Origin of the sequence: Granulicella rosea (genome assembly GCF_900188085.1) — a bacterium.
In the GTDB taxonomy this organism is placed as follows: domain Bacteria; phylum Acidobacteriota; class Terriglobia; order Terriglobales; family Acidobacteriaceae; genus Edaphobacter; species Edaphobacter rosea.
The window spans coordinates 172,627-196,077 of the sequence record NZ_FZOU01000007.1 but is presented as its reverse complement, the minus strand read 5'-3'; the positions used below and the strand labels follow the sequence as shown (position 1 = coordinate 196,077).

Genomic DNA, 23,451 nt, shown 5'->3' with positions numbered 1-23,451 from the left:
TTTACACCGACAAAACCGATTGGATCGGTGGCTTCGGTGAAGATCGGTGTCAGGCCTTTTTTTGTTTGAATTACATATCGCCGTGGGTCGTGTCGAGATTGGCGAAGGTCGTGAAGTCGGCGATGTACGCCAGCTGAACGCTGCCCGTCGGGCCGTTTCTCTGCTTGGCGATGATGATCTCGGCCTTGCCCTTCAGGTCTTCGTTCTCGCGGTCGTAATACTCTTCGCGATGGATGAAGCAGACCACGTCGGCGTCCTGCTCGATCGAGCCGGACTCGCGGAGGTCCGAAAGCAGGGGCTTCTTGTCGCCGGTGCGCTGCTCCGAACCACGCGAGAGCTGCGACAGCGCGACGACCGGCACGCGCATCTCTTTCGCCAGCGCTTTGAGACCGCGCGAGATGGACGATACTTCCTGCGTGCGGTTCTCGAACTTCTTCTGGCCGGAGCCGACCGAGCCGGTCATCAGTTGCAGGTAGTCGATGACGATCAGGTCGAGCCGGCCCTCCTGCTGCTTCAGCCGGCGGCACTTCGCGCGCATCTCGGCCAGGTTGATGCCGGGCGTGTCGTCGACGAAGAGCTTGGACTCCATCAGGCGTTCGAGGCCGTTGATGAGCTTGCCGCGATCCTCGCGGGCGAGGAAGCCGGTCTGAATCTTGCGCGAACCGACGCCGGCCTCGCTGGCGAGCATGCGTCGCAGCAGCGATTCCTTGCTCATTTCAAGCGAATAGACCGCGACGACCTTGCCGTCGCGCACGGCGGCGTTCTGCGCGATGTTGATTGCCCAGGCGGTCTTGCCCATCGACGGGCGCGCCGCGATGATGACCAGATCGGCCTCCTGCAGGCCGCTCGTCATCTTGTCGAACTCGATGAAGTGGGTGCGAAGCCCGGTGACCTCCTGCCCCTGCTCGTAGAGCTTGTCGATGGAGCCGAAGGAGTTCTTGACGATGTCGCCGATGCCGGAGAAGCCGCCGGTGACGGCGTGCTCGGAGATCTCCATCAGGCGCGTCTCGACCTGATTGAGGACGTCGATGGCTTCGAGCGACTGGTCCGCCGCCTCCATCATGCCTGCGTCGCAGACTGCCATCAGTTGTCGCATCAACGACTTATCGCGGACGATGCGGACGTAGCTCTCGATCGACAGCTTCCGCGGCAGGCCCTCGGAAAGGAACGCGAGGTACGCCCGGCCGCCGATGGAGTCCAGCTCCTTGCGCTTGCTCAGCGCGTCGGCGACGGTGACGATGTCCACCGCATGTCCCACTTCAGACAGATGCAGCATGGCGTCGTAGATCTTGCGATGCGAGTCGAGCGCGAAGTCGTCGACCTTGAGCAGCATGGTGGCGTCGACGATGGCGAGCGGCTCGACCAGCATGGCGCCGAGGATCGTCTGCTCGGCATGCAGCGAGGCGGGGCGGGAGTCGTCGACGGGGCTGGGATAGGTGGCCATGTGCTTCCCTTAGAGTATGCCGAGTTTCTGTGAATCCTGTGGAGAATGTTGTGGATTGGCTGGGGGAATGTGGAACCCTGTGGACGTCTGTGAATCGGTGGGAAATGGGGACTTTAACTGGAATCGGGCGTTTGGCGGCTGGTTGAGATTCCAAATGAGCCGAAATACGCCAGAATTGAGGGTCTCCGCGAGCCGGCGCAGTTGGGAGTTCTTCACAGGCGCCGGGCGCCTGTAAGGCGAAAGGTTATCGTGGGGTTTGGCGCCTTCAACCGCCCATCCCCAGGATAGGCGCGTAAAAGCCGCGCCGATCATGGGACGCCCGCTTCGTTTAGGCTGTAGATGCGAGAGGTGAATGGATGGCATCGACAGAGAAGCAGTTGGATATCCCCGAGGCGGCGCTGGAAGACAAGGGCGCGTTTGAGCTGCTGCGCGTGTGGGTGGCGGATCGCAGTCAGCAGATCACCCTGCGCGGCGGCGTGTGGGAAGACCCCGGCGCATGGGGCGTCATGCTCGCCGATCTGGCGCAGAACATCGTGACCATTCACGCCGAAAACGACCCCAAGATCGACGAAGAGACCTTCCTGACCAAGCTGCTCGAAGGCTTCGACGATGAGATCGACCGCGTGATGGACGAGATTCAGGGATATACGCCGCAGGGGTAGCGAATAGCAGGCCTACTTCACCCACACCGGAGTGTAAGTGAGTACCGAAGACCTGAAGGAATTGATTTGCCGGAACGCTCACGAGATTGTTCGTCTGGACTCGCGCGTGCATGAGACATACAAGGTTCGCGAACAGAGCGACGAAAAGCACCTTGAGTGGCATAGAGCATGTGTTGAGTTCCAAGCGCGCTACGATCAATTGCGCTTTCCCGGCGGGTACGATCGGGGTATGGTCCGCGACCGGGTCTCCGAAGGCGAACCGCATGCGATGGAAGCGGCGGTTTGCTTTCTTGAACTGCGTCCTTACTTCTTTGGCTCCGGCTACATGTTTGAAGAGCTTTTGCGTCGATGCAAGCGCGCGCCTTTATCGACTGCGCAGGCGGCACGGCTCGATGTGGTCATTCAACGGCTATTGGAATGGCGCCAAACGAGGGGGAAGCAAACGGGCGCGCGCCAATGCCACTGGCCACAGACAGCACCTGCCGGGAAAGACGCTTGTTAGACTAGAAGCCGACTATGTCTATCACCGGAATCTCGCCCGAAGTTCTCGCCAAGTACCAGCCCGTGATCGGGCTTGAAGTCCACGTGCAGTTGCTGACCGCGTCCAAGGCCTTCTGCGGCTGCGTGAACAAGTATGGCGGCGATCCGAACACGCACGTCTGCCCCACCTGCCTGGGCCTGCCCGGCGCTTTGCCCGTGCTGAACCGGCAGGCGGTGGAGTTTGCCGTGCTCGCGGCGAAGGCGATCAACTGCGAGATTCGCGAGACCAGCGTGTTCTCGCGCAAGAACTACTTTTACCCGGACTCGCCCAAGGGCTACCAGATCTCGCAGTTCGACAAGCCGATCGCAGAGAACGGCTTCCTCTACGTTCCCGACGCCAGCGGCGCGCCGAAGAAGATCGGCATCACGCGGCTGCACATGGAGGAGGACGCGGGCAAGAGCGTCCACGATGGCTTCGCCGACTCGGTCACCCGGACGTATATCGACCTGAACCGCTGCGGCACGCCGCTGGTCGAGATCGTCTCCGAGCCCGACCTGCGCACCGCCGACGAGGTCTTCGAGTACCTGACCAAGCTGAAGGAGATCCTGCTCTACACCGGCGTCAGCGACTGCAACATGGAAGAGGGTTCGCTGCGCTGCGACGCGAACGTCAGCGTGATGCTGAAGGGCGCGAAGGAGTTCGGCACCAAGGCCGAGGTCAAGAACGTCAACAGCTTCCGCTACATCCGGTCGGCGGTGGAGTACGAGATCGAACGCCAGATCGGCGTGATTGAAGAGGGCGGCCGCGTGACGCAGGAGAGCCGGCTGTGGAATAACGCCGAGGGCCGGACCTACTCCATGCGCAGCAAGGAACAGGCGCACGACTACCGGTACTTCCCGGAGCCGGACCTGCCGGTGCTCGTCGTCGGCGCGGCCTGGCAGGAGGAGATTCTGAAGGCGCTGCCGGAGCTGCCGGAGGCGCGCCGCGCCCGCATGATCGCCGAGTATGACCTGAACCAGCAGGACGCCATGACCCTGACGGCGACGCAGACCTTTGCCGATCAGTTCGAGTTCGCGGCAAAGAAGGCGAAGTCGCCGAAGCGCGTCGCGAACATCATCCTGAGTGAGCTGACCAGCCGGTTGAACCTCGCGGAGCTGACGCAGGAGCAGTCGCCGGTGTCGATGGAGGGCGTCGTGCTCGCCGCTGATCTGCTGGAGTCGGGCGATCTTTCGAGCAAGATGCTGAAGCAGTTGCTGGACTCCTGCTTCGCCACAATGGAGGACTTCCCCGCCGTCTACGAGCGCGAGAAGCCGCAGCAGATCTCGGACACGTCGGTCATCGAAAAGATGGTCGACGAGGTGATCGCCGCGAACCCGAAGCAGGTGGAGCAGTTCAAGGGCGGCAAGCGAACGGTCGCGGCGTTCTTTGTCGGACAGGTGATGAAGGCCAGCAAGGGACAGGCGAATCCGGCGCTGTTGAATGAGCTGGTGGTGAAGAAGCTGGATGCGTAATGAGTCGTGACGAGGTGCGAGACGCGCTGAGCAACGCGTGAGGCATAAATGCCCTTGTTAAGGGCACGGCTTCAGCCGTGCCGTGAGCCGCTCATTTGCAATGCGGCTTTAGCCGCTGGGGTACGCTTATGTGGCCGCCGTGGACGAAACCGTACCCCAGCGGCTAAAGCCGTCCTTGCATGGGACTGGTTTGCGGCATGGCTGAAGCCATGCCCTTAAACAAAGCTTCATTTGCCCAGTGACTGCGTCCCGGCTACTTTCGCTCCAACGCCCGCGGCTCCCAGCCTTCCACATCGCCCACGCCGATCTGCACGAATCCCCGGTGCGGCGTCTCCGCCCCGCCCACGCCGAAGCCGCTGTACCCCGCCCGCGCCAGCGTCGCCGGGTGCGACATGTAGATCGCGGCGGCATCCGCGCGCAGGTCTTCGAACCACCTTGCCATCTGCGGCGCGGCGGGCTGCATCTCGGCGATCGACGCCAGCAGCGCCTCCTGGTGCGCGAAGGCCAGCGCGGCGAACGGTGGTCCGTGCAGCTCTCGCGATAGATCATCCAGCGTCTGCAATCCGATCTTGTAGGCCTGCGCGTCGCCCGGCAACACGGCATAGCGCCAGCCGTCGCCCTTGCCCGCGGCAAGCTGCTTGTCCAGCCGCGCGGCGAGGTCGATCTCCTCGCCCAGCTCCTGTGGGACGACCCTTGCCAGCACCGCCCGCAGCGTCGCGTACTCTTCCGAGGTAAAGACGGATGGCCCGACGGGATCGGGAATGCGCGCCAGGGCGACCTCGCGGGTCTTCGGCGAGACGCGGTCGGACTCCAGAAACCGCAGATACTCCTCGGGCACTAGCTTCGGCTTCAGGCCAGACATGAACTCCTCCAATAGCGCCGCCAGCTCGGCGGGCTTCTCCATCGGGATCAGGTGTCCGCAATCGCGGACTACTACCAGCTTACCGTCCGCGAAGTGCGGCAGCGTGAGCTTCTCCTGCTGCTCGGCGCCCAGCGACGTATCTTTCTCGCCCGCGACGATCAGCGCCGGCAGGGAAAGCCTTCCCACACGCGCCGACCAGTCCTCGCGGCTGCCGGATTCGAGCCATGCCCGCCACGCGGCGCGGCCCATCCGCAGCACGTCTTCGACCGCGCGGTGTTGCACCTCCGGCGGCATCACGCGGCTTTCGTTCTTGGAGACATAGCGGCTCGCCCGGCTCAGGTCGCCGTCCTTCGGCTGGCCGGGGGCCTCCAGCGGAGAAAAAGCGTCCAGCATCGTCGCGCGCTTATCGTCCGGAATCGGCTCCGGCGAGGCCGGCGACGGCGCGACCAGCACCAGCCCTTCCAGCTCTCCCGTATGCAGCAGACCGTCGGCGAAACGCCGCGCCAGCACCGCCGCCACCTTGCCCGACATGCTGTGTCCGACGAGCACGTACCGGTCCAGCCCCAGCGCCCGCAGCGTGAGCGCGACCGAGTCCGCCATCTCCGCGACCGTGTAGCCGGGGATCTCCGCGGCGTCGCCGAAGCCCGGCAGATCGATCGCCACGCAGCGATATTTTCCGTCGAGCCGTGCGCGGACCTCGTCCCATTCGCGGGCCGAGCCGCCCAGAAAGTGCATCAACACCAGTGCGGGAGAGGACTCGCCGCTCTGCCTAACGGGCAAAATGTTCATCATTCCCTCTTATTTGGATCGGATGCGTTCGGGGTATGAGAGACAGTGTCGCCCGGAACGGCGTTTGCGCGGCAATAAAATTCATTGCCTCAATCTGCGACCGCATAGCCGATACACTGGTACGGATGCCCGAGATCAGGATTAAGACGCTCCATCCCGCCGCCCAGCTTCCGCGCTACGCCCACACCGGCCCCTGGGGCGACCTCGCCGCCGACCTCTACTCGGTCGCCGAGGTGACGCTCGAGCCCACCGGCTCGGGCATCGTCCCGACCGGCATCGCGCTGGCCTTCCCGCCGGACTACGGCGCGCTGGTCGAAGACCGCTCCGGGCTGGCGGTGAAGGGCATTACGACGCTCGCCGGCGTCATCGACCCCGGCTATCGGGGCGAGATCAAGGTCGTTCTGACCAACCTGAACGCCACGCCGTTCACCATCCACGTGGGCGATCGCATCGCGCAGTTGCGCATCGTCCAGCGGCTGCAGGCGACTTTCATCGAGACCGGCGACCTGGACGAAACCGTCCGCGGCGCAGGCGGTTTCGGATCCACCGGCGTCTAAACGCAACCTCACATGCGACAATCGTAAGAGCGAGCCATGCCAAATCAGCAAGTTCAGCACCCTGAAAACACCCCCCCGACGCCCTGCACCATCACCCCGGCGTTGTTGAAGACTCATAGCATCACAGCCGACGAGTATGCCCGCATCGAAGCCGCGCTGGGCCGTACGCCCTCGCTGACCGAGCTGGGCATCTTCTCCGTCATGTGGTCGGAGCACTGCTCCTACAAATCCTCGCGCGTCCACCTGAAGCGCCTGCCGACCGAGTCCAAGCTCGTCGTGCAGGGACCGGGCGAGAACGCCGGCATCATCGACGTGGGCGACGGCTGGGCCTGCGCCTTCAAGATCGAGAGCCACAACCACCCCAGCTACATCGAGCCCTACCAGGGCGCGGCGACCGGCGTCGGCGGCATCCTGCGCGACATCTTCACCATGGGCGCGCGGCCGCTGGCGGTGATGGATTCGCTGCGCTTCGGCCCGCTTGCCGCCACCCAAAAAGCTGTCATCCCGAGCGAAGCCGAGGGACCTGCGTCTGGGATCCCCACGGATGCCATCGACTACGCGCGCAACCGCCAGACCATGCAGGGCGTCGTCCACGGCGTCGCCGGCTATGGCAACTGCTTCGGCGTACCCAACCTGGGGGGCGAGACCCGCTTCGAGGAGTGCTACTCCGGCAACCCGCTGCTGAACGCCTTCGCGCTCGGCCTCGTGCGGATGGACGAGATCTTCTACGCCAAGGCCACCGGCGTCGGCAACCCCGTGTTTTACGTCGGCGCCAAGACGGGCCGCGACGGCATCCACGGCGCGACCATGGCATCCGAAGAGTTCACCGAGGGCTCCGAACAGAAGCGGCCGAACGTCCAGATGGGCGACCCGTTCCTCGAAAAGCTCCTCCTCGAAGCCTGCCTTGAAGTGATGAAGACCGGCGCGGTCCTCGGCATTCAGGACATGGGCGCCGCCGGCCTGACCTGTTCGACCTGCGAGATGGGCGCCCGAGGCGAGCTGGGCGTGTCGATCGAGCTCGACCTCGTGCCGCAGCGCGAGACCGGCATGAACAGCTACGAGATCATGCTGTCGGAGAGCCAGGAGCGGATGCTGCTGGTCGCCGAAAAAGGCCGCGAGCAGGAGGTTCTCGACGTCTTCAAGAAGTGGGGACTGGACTGCGCCGAGGTCGGCATCGTCACCGCCGACGACGTCATGCGCGTCCGCCACCACGGCGAGCTGGTCGCCGAGATCCCGAACAAGGCCCTCACCGACGACGCGCCGGTCTACCGCCGGCCGGTCGGCACGTGGACGGCGCCGGTCCCGAAGGACCCACCCGCATGGGTGCTCGAAGAGCTGAAGAAGCCCCGCGACTACACCGCCGACCTGAAGAAGCTGCTCGCCAGCGCGAATATCTGCGATAAGCGCTACATCTTCGAGCAGTACGACTCGATGGTCCAGACCAACACCGTGCAGGGTCCGGGCGGCGAGGCCGGCGTGATGCGCATCAAGGGAACCGGCGGCAGCCACGGTATCCTGAACACGATCGCCGACCTGATCGCGGAATCCACCCCGCAGGGCGATGCTGCGATGAAGGCGGCGAAGCCCGAACGCGGTCTGGCGATGGCGCTCGCCGGCAACGGCCGCTGGTGCTACCTCGACCCCAAACTGGGCGCGATGCACGCTGTCGCCGAGGCCGCCCGCAAGGTCGCCTGCTCCGGCGCAACGCCGGTCGCCGCGACCAACTGCCTGAACTTCGGCAATCCCGAAAAGCCCGAGATCATGGCGCAGCTCTCGAATGCCATCGACGGCATCGCCGAGGCCTGCACCGCGCTGGGCACGCCGATCACGGGCGGCAACGTCTCGCTCTACAATGAGACCAGGGGTGAGGGGATCTATCCGACGCCGGTGATCGGTGTTGTGGGGATCATCGACGACGTGACGAAGTCGGTGCCCAGCGCGTTCCAGCAGGCAGGCGACGACGTTATTCTGTTGACCGGCGCCGCCTCCGTGGCAGAGCGCAGCGTAGACGATCAGTTGATCGAGTTCGGCTCCAGCGACTTCGCCAAGAGCATGACAGGAACTCTCTGGGGAAGACCGCCGGCCTTCGACGTCAAGGATGCGGCCATCCTCAATCAGGTGCTTCGCCGTTGTGCCGACGAGGGTGTCATCACCTCGGCATCCGACATCTCCGATGGCGGTTTGGCAGTGGCTCTCGCAAAGGCGACTTTCGCGCACAATATCGGGGTGTCGCTCTTCCCGCACGATACGCGGAGCGAGACGAAGCAGGTTCTCGACCTGTTCTTCGAGACATCCTCCGCTGTTCTCATCACCTGCGCTCCCGGCGGCTTCGAGCGGATCGAAAAGATCACCGAAGAGCTAACCGGACGCATCTTTGCCCAGCATATCGGCGTGACGGGCGGCACTCGTCTTACGGTCTCGTATGAGGACGCAGAGCTTGACGCAACCGTTCAGGAGTTGAAGCTGGCTTACACCCACTCCCTCGAATCCCAGCTCGCCGAAGAGGTGTACGCATGAGCCTCTCCTTCGCGCCCTCCCAAACCGCCCGTCATCCTGAACGCAGTGAAGGACCCCCGTATTTTGCCGGGAGTGCCGCTGCGCTGGAAGGAGAGCCGCGTCCTAGCTTCGACCAAGACAAAAACAAACAAAAGCTCAATACGGGGGTCCTTCGCTCCGCTCAGGATGACGAGCGTTTGAGCATGGCCGAGGAAGCAGACGACGACGCGCCCTTCGACAAGCTCCGCGAAGAGTGCGGCGTCATGGCCGTCTACAACCATCCCGACGCGGCGCGCCTCACCTACTGGGGTCTCTACTCGCTGCAGCATCGCGGGCAGGAGTCCGGCGGCATCGCCTCCGCCGACGGCGAGCAGGTGTACGACCGCAAGGGCATGGGCCTCGTCTCCGAGATCTTCACCGACGACGTACTGAAGCAGTTGCCCGGCCACCAGGCCATCGGGCACACGCGCTACTCGACCACCGGCGACTCGGCGCTGCTGAACGCGCAGCCCATCTCGGTCGAGTCCACCAAGGGCCTGATCGCCATCGCGCACAACGGCAATCTCATCAACCTGGGCACGGCGAAGGAGCGGCTGGAGCGTGATGGCGCCATCTTCCAGACCACGTCGGACTCCGAGATCATCGTCCAGCTCATCGCGCACTCGAAGTGTTCGACCCTGATCGACTGCATGGCCGAGGCGCTTTCGGCGGTCGACGGCGCGTTTTCGATCGTCATGATGACGCGCAACCGCATCTTCGCCGCGCGCGATCCACGCGGCTTCCGGCCGCTGTCGATGGGCCGCATCGCGGGCAAGGACGGCGCGCCGGACTCGTTCGTCTTCGCCTCCGAGACCTGCGCCTTCGACCTGCTGCATGCGACCTACGAGCGCGATGTCGAGCCGGGCGAGCTGGTCATGGTCTCCGAGGAGGGCGTCACCAGCCGCATCTTTTCAAAGGGCGTCCCGCAGGCCTCCTGCATCTTCGAGCACGTGTACTTCGCACGGCCCGATAGCCGCATCTATGGCCGGTGGGTGCAGCAGTCGCGCGAGGAGATGGGGCGTCAGTTGGCGCGCGAATCCGGCGTTCCCGCCGACCTCGTCGTGCCGGTGCCGGACTCCGGCGTCACCGCCGCGCTCGGCTATGCGGCCGAGTCGGGCATCCCGTTCAACTTCGGCCTGATCCGGAATCACTACGTCGGGCGCACCTTCATCGAACCGACGCAGCGAGTGCGCGACTTCGGCGTGCGGATGAAGCTGAATCCGAGCCGCCATCTGCTCGAAGGCAAGCGCGTGATCCTGATCGACGACTCGATCATCCGGGGCACGACAAGCCGGAAGATTGTGCGGATGGTGAGAGCCGCAGGCGCGACCGAGGTACACATGCGCATCTCCTGCCCGCCGACGATCTCTCCCTGCTTTTATGGAGTGGACACGCCGTCAAAGGAGCACCTGATCGCCGCGCAGAAGTCGCTCGAAGAGATTCGCGAGTATATCGAGGCCGACTCGCTCGCGTACCTGTCGCTGATCGGTCTGACACACTCCTGCACCAAGGGCGAGACCGCGGACGGACTCTCCCCAGGCTCGTTCTGCACGGCCTGCTACACGGGCGACTATCCCAGCCAGCAGATCGATGTGACGGAGATTCTGCCGGCGGTCGCACTCTAATTCTGCAAGAAGGCGCGTCATCCTGAACGCAGTGAAGGACCCCTGTATTCGTCCGAGCCAGTAAGCCCGTATGGCTCCGAACAAAATACAGGGGTCCTTCGCGTTGCTCAGGATGACGGGCATTTGAGGTTGGGACTCCAGCAACGGCTACTTCTCCGGCGCGGGTGGAACCTTCTTGCCGGCCTTGCGCGCCTCCGACAGACCGATGGCGATGGCCTGCTTCGGGTCGGTGACCTTCTGGCCGCTGCCGCTCTTCAGCTTGCCTTCCTTCATCGCCTTCATCTCGGTCTCGACGCTCTTGCTTGCGGCCGGGCTGTACTTGCGCGCCGCCTTCTTCGCTGTCTTCTTCGCGGGAGACTTCTTGGCCGCCGCCTTCTTCGTCGCCATGGTGGAACCTCCACGGTGTAGGAGCGGCGCGGGCATGGACGAGTTGCATCCCGCGCATGGGCCTGCGCAATATCTCTTCGCGAGATCGCCGCCATCGGCTATGCTCGGACATTAACCACCGAGCGCAGGAGTCTTCCGTATGGAGCAGATGGTCGTCGACACCGTTGAAGCAATCCCGTCTTCCGGCCTGCGCGCCGGCATTCTTTCGCCGACCGAGGTGCTGGCGCAGTCCATCTCCACCATCGCACCGACGACCACGCCAACCATGACCATCCCGCTGGTCTTCGCGCTGTGCGGCGCCGGCACGTGGTTCGCCTATCTCCTCGCCATGATCGCGATGCTGCTGGTCGGGCTCTGCGTGAGCCGGTTTGCGCGCTATAGCTCCTGCGCGGGCTCGGTTTATACCTATGTCTCATCATCAATGCCGCCGCTGGTGGGTGGAATCGCGGCGTGGGCGCTGCTGCTGGCTTACGTCGCGACGGCCTGTTCGGTCGCCGGCGGATTCATCAACTATGCGAACGTCTTCGCCGTGCAGATGCTGCACCATACCCTGCCCGGTCCGCTGCTGGGTCTAGTCTGCGTGGCGGCGGCGACCTTCATCGCGTATCGCGATGTGCAGGTCTCGGCGCGGATGATGCTCTGGATCGAGGCCGCGTCGATCGTGCTGATCTCGGTCGTGCTGGCGCTCTTGATCGCGAAGAGCGGCCTGCATCTCGACCTCGCGCAGTTGAGTCTGCATGGCGTCGCGCAGGTGAAGACGCCGGGCATCGTGCTGGCGATCTTCAGCTTCGTGGGCTTCGAGAGCGCGACGACGCTGGGCACGGAGGCGCGCAACCCGCAGCGTACGATTCCGCGCGCGGTCATCCAGAGCGCGTTCTTCGCGGGCTGCTTCTTCATCCTCTGCTCGTACCTGGAGACGCAGGGCATGGCCGCGCTGGGGCAGAACCTGGGCAAGTCGGACGCGCCGATGCGGGCGCTTTCGGCTTATGCCGGCGTCGGACCGCTGGGCCAGTTGATCGACCTGGGCGCGCTGGTCAGCCTGTTTGCCTGCACGCTCGCCTGCCTGACCGCCGCGGCCCGCGTGCTGCTGCGCATGGGACAGGACGGTCTGGCGCACCGTTCGTTTGCAAAGACCCACAGCAGAAACGCCACGCCCGGCGCGGCGGTGATCGCAACCGGCCTGCTGACGGCGATTCCGGTGATGGCGCTGGCCGCGAAGGGCGTCTCCGGCATGGACATCTACGGCTATACGGGGTCGCTCGCGGTCTACGGCTTCCTGACGGTCTACGGCCTTGCGGCGATCGCGCTGCCGCGCTTTCTGAAGACGCAGGGCCACCTGAACGGCGCGGCCATTGGGCTGTCCATCGCGGCGGTCTGCGCGATGCTGGCAGCGCTCGGCGGCACACTGTATCCCGTGCCGGAGGCGCCCTACAACTGGCTGCCGTATGTGTATCTGGCGTATATCGCGGGTGGGATCGCATGGCAGATGTTCAAGGCAAAGCCTGCAACGGTTTAGAGACCGGGCGGCGCGAGATAGACAGCAGCCCGCTCACGCCGCTTGTCATCCCGCATCACTCATACCGCTTGTCATCCTGAGCGCAGCGAAGGACCTGTTTTGGTCGTTGCTTTTGCTTGTTCTCGCTCGGGAGCATCGCGTAATCCACGATGCGTCCCGAGCAGGAACAAGCAACAACAAAGGCGAACGCAGGTCCTTCACTACGTTCAGGATGACAAGCTCATGGCGCGCACCTAACAACGGGACACTCGTCGCGTCCGCTATTCCGGCTGCCACAGCTCGATGGGGTTGCCCTCGGGGTCGTGGAGGTGGGCGAAGCGGCCGATGCCGGGGTAGGCGGCCGGGTCCAGCTTCACCTCGATGCCGGCCGCGGTAAGCTGCGCGGCCAGCCGCTCCAGGTTCGCCACGCGGAAGTTGATCATCCACGGCTTCGCGACGTCGAAGTAGTCGTTCTTCTCGGAGAAGGCCGAGAAAGAGGTCACGCCGGCCTGCTGGCGCCAGACGGGATCGCCCTTCTTGCGTGGGGTCATGGCGATGCCGAGGTGCTCGTGGTACCACGCCTCCAGCGCCTTTGGATCGTGCGCCCGGTAGAAGAAGCCGCCGATGCCGGTGACCGTCTCCCTGGCGGACGCGTCCGCGGCAGGAGCCTGTCCGGCGGCGGAAAGAGAACCCGGCAGCAGCGCTGATCCGGCGGCGGCGGTGAGCGCGGTCAGCAGTTCGCGGCGTTGCTTATCCATGAAGAATCTCTCCTGTGAATGCCCCGAGTGTAATCGATCAGGCTCGTGCAGCGCCCATGAAAAGGTAGTCCATCTGCCAGCCGGGCTTCACCCCATGCTGACGCACCAGCGTGACGAGCTGCGCGTAGTGCCGGATCGAGTGCATCAGCGCATGGACGAGGATGGTCCGGCGGCTGGACTTCAGTGTGCCGGCGGAGCGCGTCTGGAACTCGACCGTCCGCTCCCAGTCGAAGCCCTCGCGCGCGAGCAGCTCGCGGTAAAGCGAAATCGCCGCGTCATGCGTCCGGTAGATCTCTTCGACCGAGCCGTAAGGGATCGCCGCATAGTCGGACTGCGGCGCGTCCGCCAGCACCTGGGCGTAGCGCAGTTCGACGGCGACGATGTGCTGCAGCGCCTGCGCGACGGAGCTGGTCTCGCGCACGTCGCAGGGGAAGGCCAGCGCCTCCGGGTGCGCGGCCAGCAGAGATTTCCACTCGGTGGAGGTTGTCTCCACCCATGCGAGGAGCTGTTCTCCGGTCAGGGCTGTCATGCGTCCACTCCGATATCTTCGTTCCATACCTCGGGTTTGGCGGCGATGAACTGCGCCAGCAGGTCGCGGCATATCTCGGAGTCGAGGTCGACGACCGTGACGCCGAGCTCGCGCAGCGAGTCGATGCCGCCGGTGAATGTCCGGCTCTCGCCGACGACCACGGTGCGGATGCCGAACTGCCGGATCAGCCCGGTGCAGTACCAGCAGGGCGCGAGCGTCGTCACCATGGTGATGTCGCGGTAGCTGCGCTGGCGGCCGGCGCGGCGAAAGGCGTCGGTCTCGCCGTGGATGGATGGGTCGTCCTGCTGGACGCGGCGGTTGCGTCCGCTGGCCAGCAGCTTGCCGTCGCGGTCGAACATCGCCGCGCCGATGGGGATGCCGCCTTCGGCGAGGCCGATGCGCGCCTCGGTGATGGCTACCTTCAGCATGGCTTCGTACTTTGCGTTGTCCATCGTGACTCCTCGTGCGAAAGGCTTGAACAGATTCCGGGCTGGCATCACAGTGCGGCGAAACGTTAAGGGCACGGCTTCAGCCGTGCCATCCTGCCCTTGCTTTACGGCGGCTTTAGCCGCTGAGGTACGCTTTTCGTCCTGTGGCTGCTCGAACATAAACCGTACCTCAGCGGCTAAAGCCGGACTGCAAATGCGTGACTTGTGGCACGGCTGAAGTCGTGCCCTTAAGCAAAACGAGTTTCAGCCGCATCCAGAGCCAAGCCGCTAGCAAAGCGCGGTTGCCGCTGGATGACGAGCGATGCTCTCCACACTCTAAACTCTGTTCCTGCGCCGCCGGACGAACAACAGCGTGCCAACCGCCAGCACCAGTCCCACGCCGTAGAGCGAGTTCTTCATCACCCGCCGCCACTTCGGGCGCGTGCGTTCGAGGGTGCCGTCGTGCCAGGCCTGGTGGACGGCGACAAGGTCCGGCCCGAGGCCGGGGATGGTGACGCCGGCGAGGTCTTCGGTCGGCAGCGAGCCGAAGATGCGCTCCGGCTCCGGCGGGCGGCCGTTGCGGTCCTTGGGGATGCGCCGGATCAGGTCGTTGATCTCCGCATCGCGCTCGTCGGTGAAGAGCGAGCCGTCGGCGGTGTTGGGGAAGAGCGTGGTCTTGCCGGTCAACTTCAGCTCGATGGCCGCGACGACATCCTGGCATACGCCCAGCGCGTAGTATCCGCCGAAGGGCAGGGTGGGCCGAGCCTGGTGCTGGTGGGCGTAGGTCTGGATCATGCGGCCGGTCAGCCGGGTGACCTCGACGGCGTCCTTGCCGCGATACTCATGCGCGTGCCGGTTCATCACCCAGGGCTGGTCCTTCTGGTCCATGGTGCGGAACTCGGCCTTGCCGTCGATGCCGAAGTAGAAGCTGACGTCCGCGTTGATCTTCGGGCCGCGTATGAACCACTCGTACTCCGCATGCGAGACCGGGACGAGCAGCGGCCGGTTCGTCCCCGGCACGACAATCTGCGCGTTCACCCAGAACGGCATCATCACGTCCTGGCCCTTGTAGTGGAAGTGGCCGAAGTTGGCGAAGTAGCGGGAGTCGGCCACCATGACGTCGTGGCCGGTGGCGATGAGAGCCTGCATGAGTTCTTCAGGAGTGACAGAAGCCTGTCCATTCATCCACGCGATGAATGGCTCCTTTTCGTCAGGCCGCGGACTCATGATGACTGGTCCTATATTCATGCTCAGCCGGTTCAGCACCTCGGCCAGCCGCGCGCTCTCGGAGTGCATCGGCGCCACGCGCTCGTCCGGCCCATCGCCGCGCACGACGCCGTCGCCAAGACTCGACACCAGCCCAGCCTCCGAGAATCCCGGCCGCGTGGACGGCTTGTCCAGGTCTTCTGAACCGGAGGCGTCCAGCGCATAGGGCCCAAGGTCGAGATACTTCGTCAGATCGACCGGGCCGCCGTTCTTCGGCGCGGCGGGCGCCGGCGTGTTGCCGCCGGAGGGCTTGCCGCCTGCCGTGGCGGTCTTTTCGACCGCCTCATCCTTGCCCGCGACATGACCGACCACGCGCACGGTGGGGTTGATCTCGCGCATCGTCCAGCCGGGAAAGCGATCGAGCCCCTGCCAGTCCTTGCCCAGGATCAGCTCGCGCATGCGGTGCATCAGCGTCGGCGTCAGCAGCGCGGCGCCAGCCTTCGACGCATGTTGAATCTGGTCCATGACGGCGTCGGTGAAGCCCGGCTTCTCCGACAGCTCGCGCATCATGTCCGAAAGAGCGACCGTGTTCGGCGGCATCTGCCCCGGCGCCGCGAGTCGCTCCGAACCTGCAATCCCCAACGTCGCTACCCCCATCACCACACCCGCCGCCAACCCGATCGCTTTGCCCACACGCGTAAGATGCATCCCCGCATTCTACCCGGAAGCGGCCGCCGATTTGCGCCCGCTCCGCACCCCCGCTACCATCACATCAGCACCGAAAGGGAACCGACTTACCATGGACGCTACCAGCACCCCCAGCTCCGCCGCTCGCCGCACCGAAGACATCGCGCTCGACCTGCTCAAGTTCGTCGCCTCGCACGCCAACCTCTCCGGCAAGAGCACCGGCTCGACCACCGGCTTCGTCGCGCCCAGCGCGGCAAAGGAAGACGATAAGGTCGCCAGCCTGCTCGAGCTTTACACCCGCTGCCGCGAGGCGGTCGAAGCCCCGATCGAGAAGTAAGTCTTGCCGGAGATCACACGTTTAGCCGTCGTCGGCGCCGGCGCCTTCGGGCGCAACCACCTGCGCGTCTACCGCGAGCTTGAGGCCGCGGGCCAGCCGGTGGTGCTGGCTGCGGTCGTCGATGGCAACCCCGCCGTGCTCGCGCAGGCCTGCGCCCAGTACGGCGTCCCCGGCTTCGCGTCGGTGGAGGAGCTGCTGGCGACCGGCCTGCGGCTGACGGCTGCGAGCGTCTGCGTCCCGACCGTGCATCACGCGTCGACGGCGGTCCTGCTGCTCGAGGCCGGGCTGGACGTGCTGATCGAAAAACCCATCGCGGCCACGCGCGAGCAGGCCGACGAGATCCTCGCCGTCGCCGCGCGGCATGGCCGCATCGTGCAGGTCGGCCACCTCGAACGGTTCAATCCCGCCGTCGGCGCGGCGCGCGCGCACCTGAACCGGCCCATGTTCTTCGAGTCGCACCGCCTTAGCGTCTTCACGCCGCGCTCGCTGGACGTGGACGTGGTGCTCGACCTGATGATCCACGATCTCGATATCGTGCTCTCGTTCGTCGACTCGCCGGTGCGCGAGGTGCGCGCCGTGGGTCTGCCGGTGCTCTCGCCCACGGTCGATATCGCGAACGTCAGGCTGGAGTTCGAGAACGGCTGCATCGCGAACTTTACCGCCAGCCGCGTGTCCACCGAGCGGGTAAGAAAACTTCGCTTCTTCCAGCCGCACCAGTATCTTTCGCTGGACTTCGCCCGGCAGGACCTGCTGATGATCGACGTGACCGCCGCCGCCGGGCTGACCGCCGAGCAGTTGACCGCTTTGGTCGAAAAGCACTCCAAACCCGAGGCGCCGGGCGAGCCGAAGCACCCCACGGCAGGCCTTTCCATGCGCAAGATTCCCGTCGAGCCGGGCGAGCCGCTGAAGCTGGAGCTGGAGTCGTTCCTGAACGCCGTCACGACCCGGACGACGCCGGTGGTCGACGGCCACGCCGGACGCCGGGCGCTGGCGCTGGCGCTCGACATCACCGAGGCGATCGCGGCGCATACGCGGCGGACTGGGTTGTAGAGCGTAGCTCCGATTCGCATCTTGCCGCTTCTTTCAACGAGTCAGTTGCTTGTTAAGGGCATGGCTTCAGCCATGCCGCTATGCCCGGCCACGAATCCGGCTTTAGCCGCTGGGGTACGTTTTGTTGTTCAGGCCATTACAGACGAAAGCGTACCTCAGCGGCTAAAGCCGCAATTCCAACGCAGCAAAAGTGGCACGGCTAAAGCCGTGCCTTAAGCAGGGCAACTGACTCGTTGGTCTTGAAGACTTCGATTGCTGCCAAAACTACAGCCGGAACGGCAGCGGGCCGTCGGACTCCAACTCTGGGTCGGGGTCTCCGGCGAAGGCCAGCAGGCTGCCGCCCTGGCGTTTGGCGCGGTACATCGCGTCGTCGGCCGCGCGGCGCAGTCCCTGCACGTCGTCCGCGTCCGCCGGCGAGACCGCGATGCCGACGCTGATGTGGAACTCCACGGAGACGCCGTCGATCTCAAGCGGCACGCTTGCCGCCGACATCATCGCGCTGGCGATGAATCGCAGGTGATACTCGTCGCGTACGCCGGCCAGCAGCGCCGTAAACTCGTCGCCGCCGGTGCGCGCCAGCATGTCGGCCGGGCCCATGTGCCAGCTCAGCCGTGTGGCGAGCGCCTTCAGCAGCTCGTCGCCGGTGTAGTGCCCCATCGTGTCGTTGATGAACTTGAAGTTGTCCACGTCGATCACCAGGCAGGCGATCGGCGCGCCCAGGCGCCGGGAGTCGGCCATGGCGTCGGCGAACCGGCCTTCGAAGAGCCGGCGATTGGGCAGCCCGGTCAGGGCGTCGTGCATGGCCATCCGCTCGGTATGCAGCATGTGCTCTTCGAGCAGGTTCAGAATGATGGCCGCGACGACCAGATATTGCGGCATCGACATGACGGTCCGGTTCAGGTGCACCTCGGGCGCGAAGCGGTGAAACGCCGCCGCGATCAGAAAGGTGATGCCCCACCCGGCCAGGCCGGTCACCGCGCACAGCACCGCGCGGCTCACGCGCCGGGCGTGCGAGCTGTAGAGGTACGCGGCGCTCAGGAAGAGGATCGCGAGCACGCCGTCCGTGATCTCCTCGGGCGTCGCGCCATGCAGCCCCAGGTAGTACAGCGTCAGCACGGCCGCCGCCATCGCGGCCGAGGCATACGGGCGAGACTTATACGCCTTATGCAGCACCAGATGCGTGATGGGAATCAGCAGCAGACCAAAGACCAGCATCGCTGGCCGGTTGCCCGCGCCGCGCAGGACCGAGAGCGCCGATTGCAGCAGAACCGGCACGGCAATCTCCGCCGTCAGCACCCAGCCCACGCGCGTGATGGGTCCGTTGCCCGCGGCGCGCATGAAGACGAGCGCGCAAAGCTCCAGCGCCCAGACGGCGGTCAGGCTGCAGACGGTATGGACCGCGCCCGTGCTCGGCAGCAGGAAGAGCGCGATGTAGTGGACGAGCATGCAGGTCCAGCCGACAAACCACAGGTTGACGTGCGGTCCCGCCCTGCGGACCAGCGGCCGGAACGCGCCGAGGAAGACCGCTAGAGATAGGATCGAGGTCAGAACACCGTAGTCCGGGACAATGGAGGGGATCAAGCAGCCGCCTTCTCTGGATGGGCTCGCACCTCGAACTCTACACGTGTTGCAACCGGGAATAAATAAGAATTATTCGTTCATTTCGATTGGAAGATAATGAGCGCCGATTTCTTTTGTTGATTTGGAAGAAGTTGACGGGAAAAGTTGTTGATTGTGTCGAATGACGGCACGCGTACTCTTTGCCTGCACCGATGCCGTCATCCACACCTGGCGCTGTCATCCTGAGCGTAGCGAAGGACCTGCTTCTTGCCCGTGGCGCCCTTGCTGCTTCAGAGAAAAGCAGATCCTTCGCTTCGCTCAGGATGACAGCGCAATGGCGATGACCGTGGAATGGTTGCGACAGCGGTGCGCAACGGAGCATCCCGCACCCTACTTGCTGAAGCTGGTCGCCATCTTCTCCGCGTGACGCTCGCGCGCCAGCACGATCAGCCGGTCGATCAGCGCCTTGTACTTCAGGCCGCTCGCCTCCCACAGCTTGGGGTACATGGAGATGCTCGTGAAACCGGGCATCGTGTTGATCTCATTCAGGTAGATGCGACCCTTCCGGCCGGGCTCCTTCAGAAAGTCCACGCGCGCGAGGCCGGCGCAGTCGCAGGCCTTGAAGGCCGCAATGGCCATGGCCTGAATCTGCTTCAGCTCGGACTTCGTCAGCTCGGCCGGAATGATCGGCACGGACGGGTCTTCGGGCGAGTCCGCGTACTTGCTCTCGTAGTCGTAGAACTCGCGGTTGGGCACGATCTCGCCGACGACCGAGGCCTCCGGCGCATCGTTGCCCAGCACGGCGACCTCCAGCTCGCGGGGTTTCGCGCCCGGTCCGCCGACGCCCTCTTCGATCACCAGCTTTCGGTCGAACCCCGCGGCCAGGTCCATCGCCGCGGCGAGTTCAGACCGGTCATGCACCTTGCTGATCCCGACTGACGAGCCCAGATTCGCGGGCTTCACGAAGAGCGGGTAGCTCAGCTTCTTTTCGATCGCCTTCTGGCAGCGCTTCGGATCGGCCTTCCACTCGCCGCGCGTCAACGTGAGATAGGGCGTCTGCGGCAGGCCGGCGGCGCCGAAGAGCTTCTTCATCACGTCCTTGTCCATGCCGGCCGCGGAGCCCAGCACGCCCGAGCCGACGTACGCGAGGTCGGCCAGCTCCAGCAGGCCCTGGATCGTGCCGTCCTCGCCAAACGTGCCGTGCAGGACGGGAAAGATCACGTCGAGTTTGGTCGCCAGCGTGCCGGCCGGCTGGGCGAGATCCGCGCTGGCCGAGAGGTTGATGGTCTTGTCCCCGCCCTTCTGGGTCAGGTGAGCCGGCAGCGCGGGAATGTTGACCTCTTCCCCGCTGCGCAGGACGGCGGCGGCGCCGGAAAACTCCGGGTCGCCCTCGACGGGATTGTCGGTGTGGTCGTGCGCGTGGGCGGCGATGCCGCTCGGGACGGCGGGCTGGCCCGTCAGCAGGCGCTGCGCATAGCCGTCGGTCAGCCAGCGGCCCTGTTTGTCGATCCCGATCGGGACCACCTCATACTTCTTCGGGTCGATCGCCTTTAGAATCGACGCGGCCGAGAGGAGCGAGACCTCATGCTCTCCGGACCGGCCGCCAAACAACACGCCAACACGCAGTTTCTTTTTCATCGCTCTTTCAGTCTCGCCGTGTGCGGGCCTCTCCGCACGGGTTTTCTTTGCACAAAACGGATTGGAGCCAGATTTGTAACCAGCTTGATTCCTCCTGCTCCTGCCGGGCGTATCGCCGTAAACTGGAGACAGTCGCCATGCGGAAAAGAACGCAGGTCCTTCGCTTTGCTCAGGATGACAACGCTTTCGGGGCGGGGCTTCAGAGTTTCGATGTGTGAGTCGTCCGCTTGCAACGCGAAGTTTGTCATCCTGAGTGTAGCGAAGGACCTGCGTTTCGTTCGGTGACAGGCTGACTTTCTCAAGAATCGCCAACGTATTTCGAGGGCCGCCGCCGTGAAGTTCTTCAAATTCCTTCTCCTTCTCATCGTTCTCGGCGGCTGCGCGGCTGCGTACTTCTTTTATGTCCCCTACGGCCCCAGCACGGAGACCTTTGTCGACATCCCTGCCGGCACGGGAACGGCAGGCATCGCGGCGAGGCTGGCGAACGCCGGCGTCATCTCGAACAAGTACGTCTTCGAGGCCGTGCGCGCCACGCAGGGCGGCGTGCTGAAGGCGGGCGAGTACCGCTTCGACCACCCCGCGACTGTCGCCGAGGTCTACGCGCGCATCGCCAAGGGCGACGTCTACACCCGCGAGGTGAGCGTGCCCGAGGGCTTCAACCTCTTCGACATCGCTGCCGCCGTGGAAGCGGCGGGGCTGGGCACGAAGGACGCCTTCCTGACCGCCGCGCACAACGACACCCGGCTGATCGCCGACCTGAGCCCCGGCGCGGCCTCGCTCGAGGGTTACCTCTTCCCCGACACCTACCGTTTCAGCCGCCACACCACGCCGGACCAGATGGTTGCGGCGATGGTGAAGCGCTTCCGCGCGGTGGTGCTGCCGCTGGGCTTGACCTCGACGCAGGATGTATCGCGCACGGTGATCATGGCGTCGCTGGTCGAAAAAGAGGTGAGCGTCGCGTCGGAGCGGCCGCTGGTGGCGGGTGTCTTCGAGAACCGGCTGGCGCAGCACATTCCGCTCGCGACCGACCCCACCGTCATCTATGCGGCGATGCTGGCGGGACGCTGGCGCGGCACGATCTACCGCAGCGACCTGGACTACGATTCGCCCTACAACACCTATAAGCACGCCGGCCTGCCGCCAGGGCCGATCTGCAACGCGGGTGTCGCGGCCTTCCGGGCGGCGATCTCACCGGCGAAGACCGACTACCTTTACTTCGTGGCCGACGCGGCCGGGCACAGCCGTTTTTCGACCAACCTGAAGGATCATTCCGCCGCCGTGCAGGAATATCGCAAGGCGACGGAACACTAATCCCCGGCAAACGGAGTCAAACTCTGCGAAGCGAATTGTCCTGCCGATCATCCAAAAGGTACAGTGGTAAGTGCTGTCGCCGATGTGCCGACCCCCGCTTTGCCGGCGTGCGGTGCGTCCGCGTCCCGTTTCGGCGTGCGCAATCGAGCGTCGTGAGGAATTAAGGAAGGCTGTATTGAACAGTTGTAGACAGAGGTTCGTGGCGCTGCTTCTGACCGGACTGATGCCCGCAGTGACTGGCTGTTACGGCATCAAGACGCGCGCCATACCAAAAACCGTCCTGGCGGAGCATGTGCTCGATGCGACGCTCGAGCAGTTGCTGACCGGTATGGCGAACCGGTACGCGGCCGTCGACACGCTGACCGCGTCGGTCAATGTGACCGCCAGCACGGGCGGCGAACACACGGGACAGGTCGCGGACCTGCCGACGCTCTCCGGTTACATCCTGCTGCGCAAGCCCAAGGATCTGCAGGTGCTGCTGAAGCTGCCGCTGCTGGGCTCGATCGCGCTCGACATGGTCGACGACGGCAAGACCTCGAAGCTCTTCGTGCCGAAGAAGAATATCGCCATCGTCGGCGACGACGATGTGGTGAAGCCTTCGAAGAAGGGATTTGAAAATCTGCGGCCCGGCATCATCCGCGACGCGATGCTGGTTCCGGGCATCGACCCGGATCAGTACGTGACGCTGACGCGGGGCTCGCGCATTCTGCTCGAAAAGACGCGCAAGCAGGAGGCGGTCGAAGAGCCGGACTACGACCTGACGATCATGAACACCAAGACCGGCCACGAGCTGGAACTGGCCCGCGTGATCCACATCAGCCGCGTCAGCCTGCTGCCCTACCAGCAGGATATGTACGACCAGGACGGACGCATCGTCACGATCGTGAAGTACGACAAGTACCAGAAGTATGGCGAGATCGACTATCCGTCGAGCATCTTCATCCAGCGGCCGGTCGACGAGTACACGCTGCAGATCGACCTGACAAAGCTCATCCCGAACCAGAAGCTGGACGATATGCAGTTCACGCTGAACTTCCCGGAAGGGATGAAGGTTCAGAAGATGTAGTGTGCTGTGTGCCCAGGCTATCAGGCTGCCACCTGTTTGCTTAAGGGTGCGGCCTCGGAGGCTGCTGAAGACTCGGTTTTGCTTATGGGCACGGCTTCAGCCGTGCCGTAACTACCGTGTTTGCATTGCGGCTTCAGCCGCTGAGGTACGCTTGAAGGATGGATCTGCGCACGCTCCTCATAGCAAGTCAAGCTGCAGCTTTCCATATGGATAGGACATCTCTTGGGTGCCTGGCTGGTCTCGTGCTTTTCATCGTCGGCGGCGTGTTGCACCAATACGTGGCCGTGCGTGCAAAGGGTTGGACGGGGTATTTTGCCCTACAAGGGGATGTGCGAAGGGCCTATCGAAAGCTCGTGGCGGATGGCCAGGCTCCGGCGTGGCCTCTGATGGCAACCTACTCTTTTGCCGCTATTGGGATTGCGATCATGTTCGGTTCGATTCTGCTGAGCCCGTAACGATCTGGCTGCGAAGCACGCAAGCGTACCTCAGCGGCTGAAGCCGCACAGCTATGAGGCACTTACGGCACGGCTGAA

Annotated in this window: 21 protein-coding genes; 12 read left to right on the top strand and 9 right to left on the bottom strand. The window is 64.4% G+C overall.

Features of this window, described 5'->3' with window-relative positions:
* Window positions 1-70: 70 nt before the first annotated feature.
* Window positions 71-1,444 (bottom strand): replicative DNA helicase, encoded by a 1,374-nt coding sequence (gene dnaB, locus CHB87_RS17930; RefSeq protein ID WP_089409805.1) that lies wholly within the window; start codon window positions 1,442-1,444, stop codon window positions 71-73.
* Between the two features lie 356 nt (window positions 1,445-1,800).
* Here dnaB and CHB87_RS17925 point away from each other — a divergent pair, with 356 nt between their 5' ends.
* From CHB87_RS17925 to gatB, 3 genes are read left to right on the top strand one after another with little or no spacing between them, the layout of a single operon-like run.
* Complete coding sequence (locus CHB87_RS17925) at window positions 1,801-2,106, top strand: DUF5076 domain-containing protein (RefSeq protein WP_089409804.1); 306 nt, start codon at window positions 1,801-1,803, stop codon at window positions 2,104-2,106.
* A 37-nt stretch (window positions 2,107-2,143) separates the two neighbouring features.
* Window positions 2,144-2,608 carry a hypothetical protein gene (locus CHB87_RS22025; protein ID WP_142988415.1) on the top strand — a complete coding sequence of 155 codons (465 nt, stop codon included), beginning with the start codon at window positions 2,144-2,146 and terminating at the stop codon, window positions 2,606-2,608.
* A gap of 14 nt (window positions 2,609-2,622) precedes the next feature.
* The gene (gene gatB / locus CHB87_RS17920) at window positions 2,623-4,098 is read left to right on the top strand and encodes an Asp-tRNA(Asn)/Glu-tRNA(Gln) amidotransferase subunit GatB (protein WP_089409803.1); all 1,476 of its coding nucleotides are present in this window, start codon (window positions 2,623-2,625) and stop codon (window positions 4,096-4,098) included.
* Window positions 4,099-4,351: 253 nt separating this feature from the next.
* Here the strand turns inward: gatB and CHB87_RS17915 are convergent, their stop codons facing one another.
* Window positions 4,352-5,752: an alpha/beta hydrolase gene (locus tag CHB87_RS17915; protein ID WP_089409802.1), complete on the bottom strand. Its 1,401-nt coding sequence runs from the start codon at window positions 5,750-5,752 to the stop codon at window positions 4,352-4,354.
* 122 nt (window positions 5,753-5,874) lie between these two features.
* On the opposite strand from CHB87_RS17915, the gene dut reads away from it, so the two are divergent.
* From dut to purF, 3 genes are all read left to right on the top strand, one after another.
* Entirely contained in the window at window positions 5,875-6,306 is a 432-nt protein-coding gene (gene dut / locus CHB87_RS17910; protein ID WP_089409801.1) for a dUTP diphosphatase, read from the top strand.
* Between the two features lie 36 nt (window positions 6,307-6,342).
* Window positions 6,343-8,823, top strand: coding sequence for a phosphoribosylformylglycinamidine synthase subunit PurL (gene purL, locus CHB87_RS17905; RefSeq protein ID WP_089409800.1), 2,481 nt, complete (start codon window positions 6,343-6,345; stop codon window positions 8,821-8,823).
* Window positions 8,824-9,005: 182 nt separating this feature from the next.
* Entirely contained in the window at window positions 9,006-10,466 is a 1,461-nt protein-coding gene (gene purF, locus CHB87_RS17900) for an amidophosphoribosyltransferase (RefSeq protein ID WP_089409799.1), read from the top strand.
* A gap of 147 nt (window positions 10,467-10,613) precedes the next feature.
* Here the strand turns inward: purF and CHB87_RS17895 are convergent, their stop codons facing one another.
* Entirely contained in the window at window positions 10,614-10,853 is a 240-nt protein-coding gene (locus tag CHB87_RS17895) for a DUF6496 domain-containing protein (RefSeq protein WP_089409798.1), read from the bottom strand.
* A 139-nt stretch (window positions 10,854-10,992) separates the two neighbouring features.
* Here CHB87_RS17895 and CHB87_RS17890 point away from each other — a divergent pair, with 139 nt between their 5' ends.
* Window positions 10,993-12,369 carry an APC family permease gene (locus CHB87_RS17890; protein ID WP_089409797.1) on the top strand — a complete coding sequence of 459 codons (1,377 nt, stop codon included), beginning with the start codon at window positions 10,993-10,995 and terminating at the stop codon, window positions 12,367-12,369.
* A 260-nt stretch (window positions 12,370-12,629) separates the two neighbouring features.
* Here the strand turns inward: CHB87_RS17890 and CHB87_RS17885 are convergent, their stop codons facing one another.
* The 4 genes from CHB87_RS17885 to CHB87_RS17870 all read right to left on the bottom strand — a co-directional run bounded on the left by CHB87_RS17885 (window position 12,630) and on the right by CHB87_RS17870 (window position 15,977).
* Window positions 12,630-13,106: a VOC family protein gene (locus CHB87_RS17885; RefSeq protein ID WP_176441844.1), complete on the bottom strand. Its 477-nt coding sequence runs from the start codon at window positions 13,104-13,106 to the stop codon at window positions 12,630-12,632.
* A 37-nt stretch (window positions 13,107-13,143) separates the two neighbouring features.
* Window positions 13,144-13,635 carry a DinB family protein gene (locus CHB87_RS17880; RefSeq protein WP_089409796.1) on the bottom strand — a complete coding sequence of 164 codons (492 nt, stop codon included), beginning with the start codon at window positions 13,633-13,635 and terminating at the stop codon, window positions 13,144-13,146.
* Complete coding sequence (locus tag CHB87_RS17875; RefSeq protein ID WP_089409795.1) at window positions 13,632-14,087, bottom strand: nucleoside deaminase; 456 nt, start codon at window positions 14,085-14,087, stop codon at window positions 13,632-13,634. Before CHB87_RS17875 ends, CHB87_RS17880 begins: the two co-directional genes overlap by 4 nt.
* Before the next feature lie 312 nt (window positions 14,088-14,399).
* Window positions 14,400-15,977 carry a hypothetical protein gene (locus CHB87_RS17870; protein ID WP_245818073.1) on the bottom strand — a complete coding sequence of 526 codons (1,578 nt, stop codon included), beginning with the start codon at window positions 15,975-15,977 and terminating at the stop codon, window positions 14,400-14,402.
* Window positions 15,978-16,068: 91 nt separating this feature from the next.
* On the opposite strand from CHB87_RS17870, the gene CHB87_RS17865 reads away from it, so the two are divergent.
* Both CHB87_RS17865 and CHB87_RS17860 read left to right on the top strand, forming a co-directional pair.
* Window positions 16,069-16,293, top strand: coding sequence for a hypothetical protein (locus CHB87_RS17865; protein ID WP_089409793.1), 225 nt, complete (start codon window positions 16,069-16,071; stop codon window positions 16,291-16,293).
* A 3-nt stretch (window positions 16,294-16,296) separates the two neighbouring features.
* Complete coding sequence (locus CHB87_RS17860) at window positions 16,297-17,343, top strand: Gfo/Idh/MocA family protein (RefSeq protein ID WP_089409792.1); 1,047 nt, start codon at window positions 16,297-16,299, stop codon at window positions 17,341-17,343.
* Window positions 17,344-17,607: 264 nt separating this feature from the next.
* Here the strand turns inward: CHB87_RS17860 and CHB87_RS17855 are convergent, their stop codons facing one another.
* Both CHB87_RS17855 and CHB87_RS17850 read right to left on the bottom strand, forming a co-directional pair.
* A complete protein-coding gene (locus CHB87_RS17855) occupies window positions 17,608-18,924 on the bottom strand; it encodes a GGDEF domain-containing protein (protein ID WP_089409791.1) in 1,317 nt (438 codons plus the stop codon).
* A gap of 369 nt (window positions 18,925-19,293) precedes the next feature.
* The gene (locus tag CHB87_RS17850) at window positions 19,294-20,541 is read right to left on the bottom strand and encodes a D-alanine--D-alanine ligase family protein (protein ID WP_089409790.1); all 1,248 of its coding nucleotides are present in this window, start codon (window positions 20,539-20,541) and stop codon (window positions 19,294-19,296) included.
* 333 nt (window positions 20,542-20,874) lie between these two features.
* Here CHB87_RS17850 and mltG point away from each other — a divergent pair, with 333 nt between their 5' ends.
* The 3 genes from mltG to CHB87_RS17835 all read left to right on the top strand — a co-directional run bounded on the left by mltG (window position 20,875) and on the right by CHB87_RS17835 (window position 23,373).
* Window positions 20,875-21,852, top strand: a complete 978-nt coding sequence (gene mltG, locus CHB87_RS17845; protein ID WP_089409789.1) for an endolytic transglycosylase MltG — start codon at window positions 20,875-20,877, stop codon at window positions 21,850-21,852.
* A 199-nt stretch (window positions 21,853-22,051) separates the two neighbouring features.
* On the top strand, window positions 22,052-22,918 hold the full coding sequence (locus CHB87_RS17840) for a LolA-like protein (protein WP_245818072.1): 867 nt from the start codon (window positions 22,052-22,054) through the stop codon (window positions 22,916-22,918).
* 158 nt (window positions 22,919-23,076) lie between these two features.
* The gene (locus tag CHB87_RS17835) at window positions 23,077-23,373 is read left to right on the top strand and encodes a hypothetical protein (protein WP_089409788.1); all 297 of its coding nucleotides are present in this window, start codon (window positions 23,077-23,079) and stop codon (window positions 23,371-23,373) included.
* Window positions 23,374-23,451 lie beyond the last annotated feature (78 nt).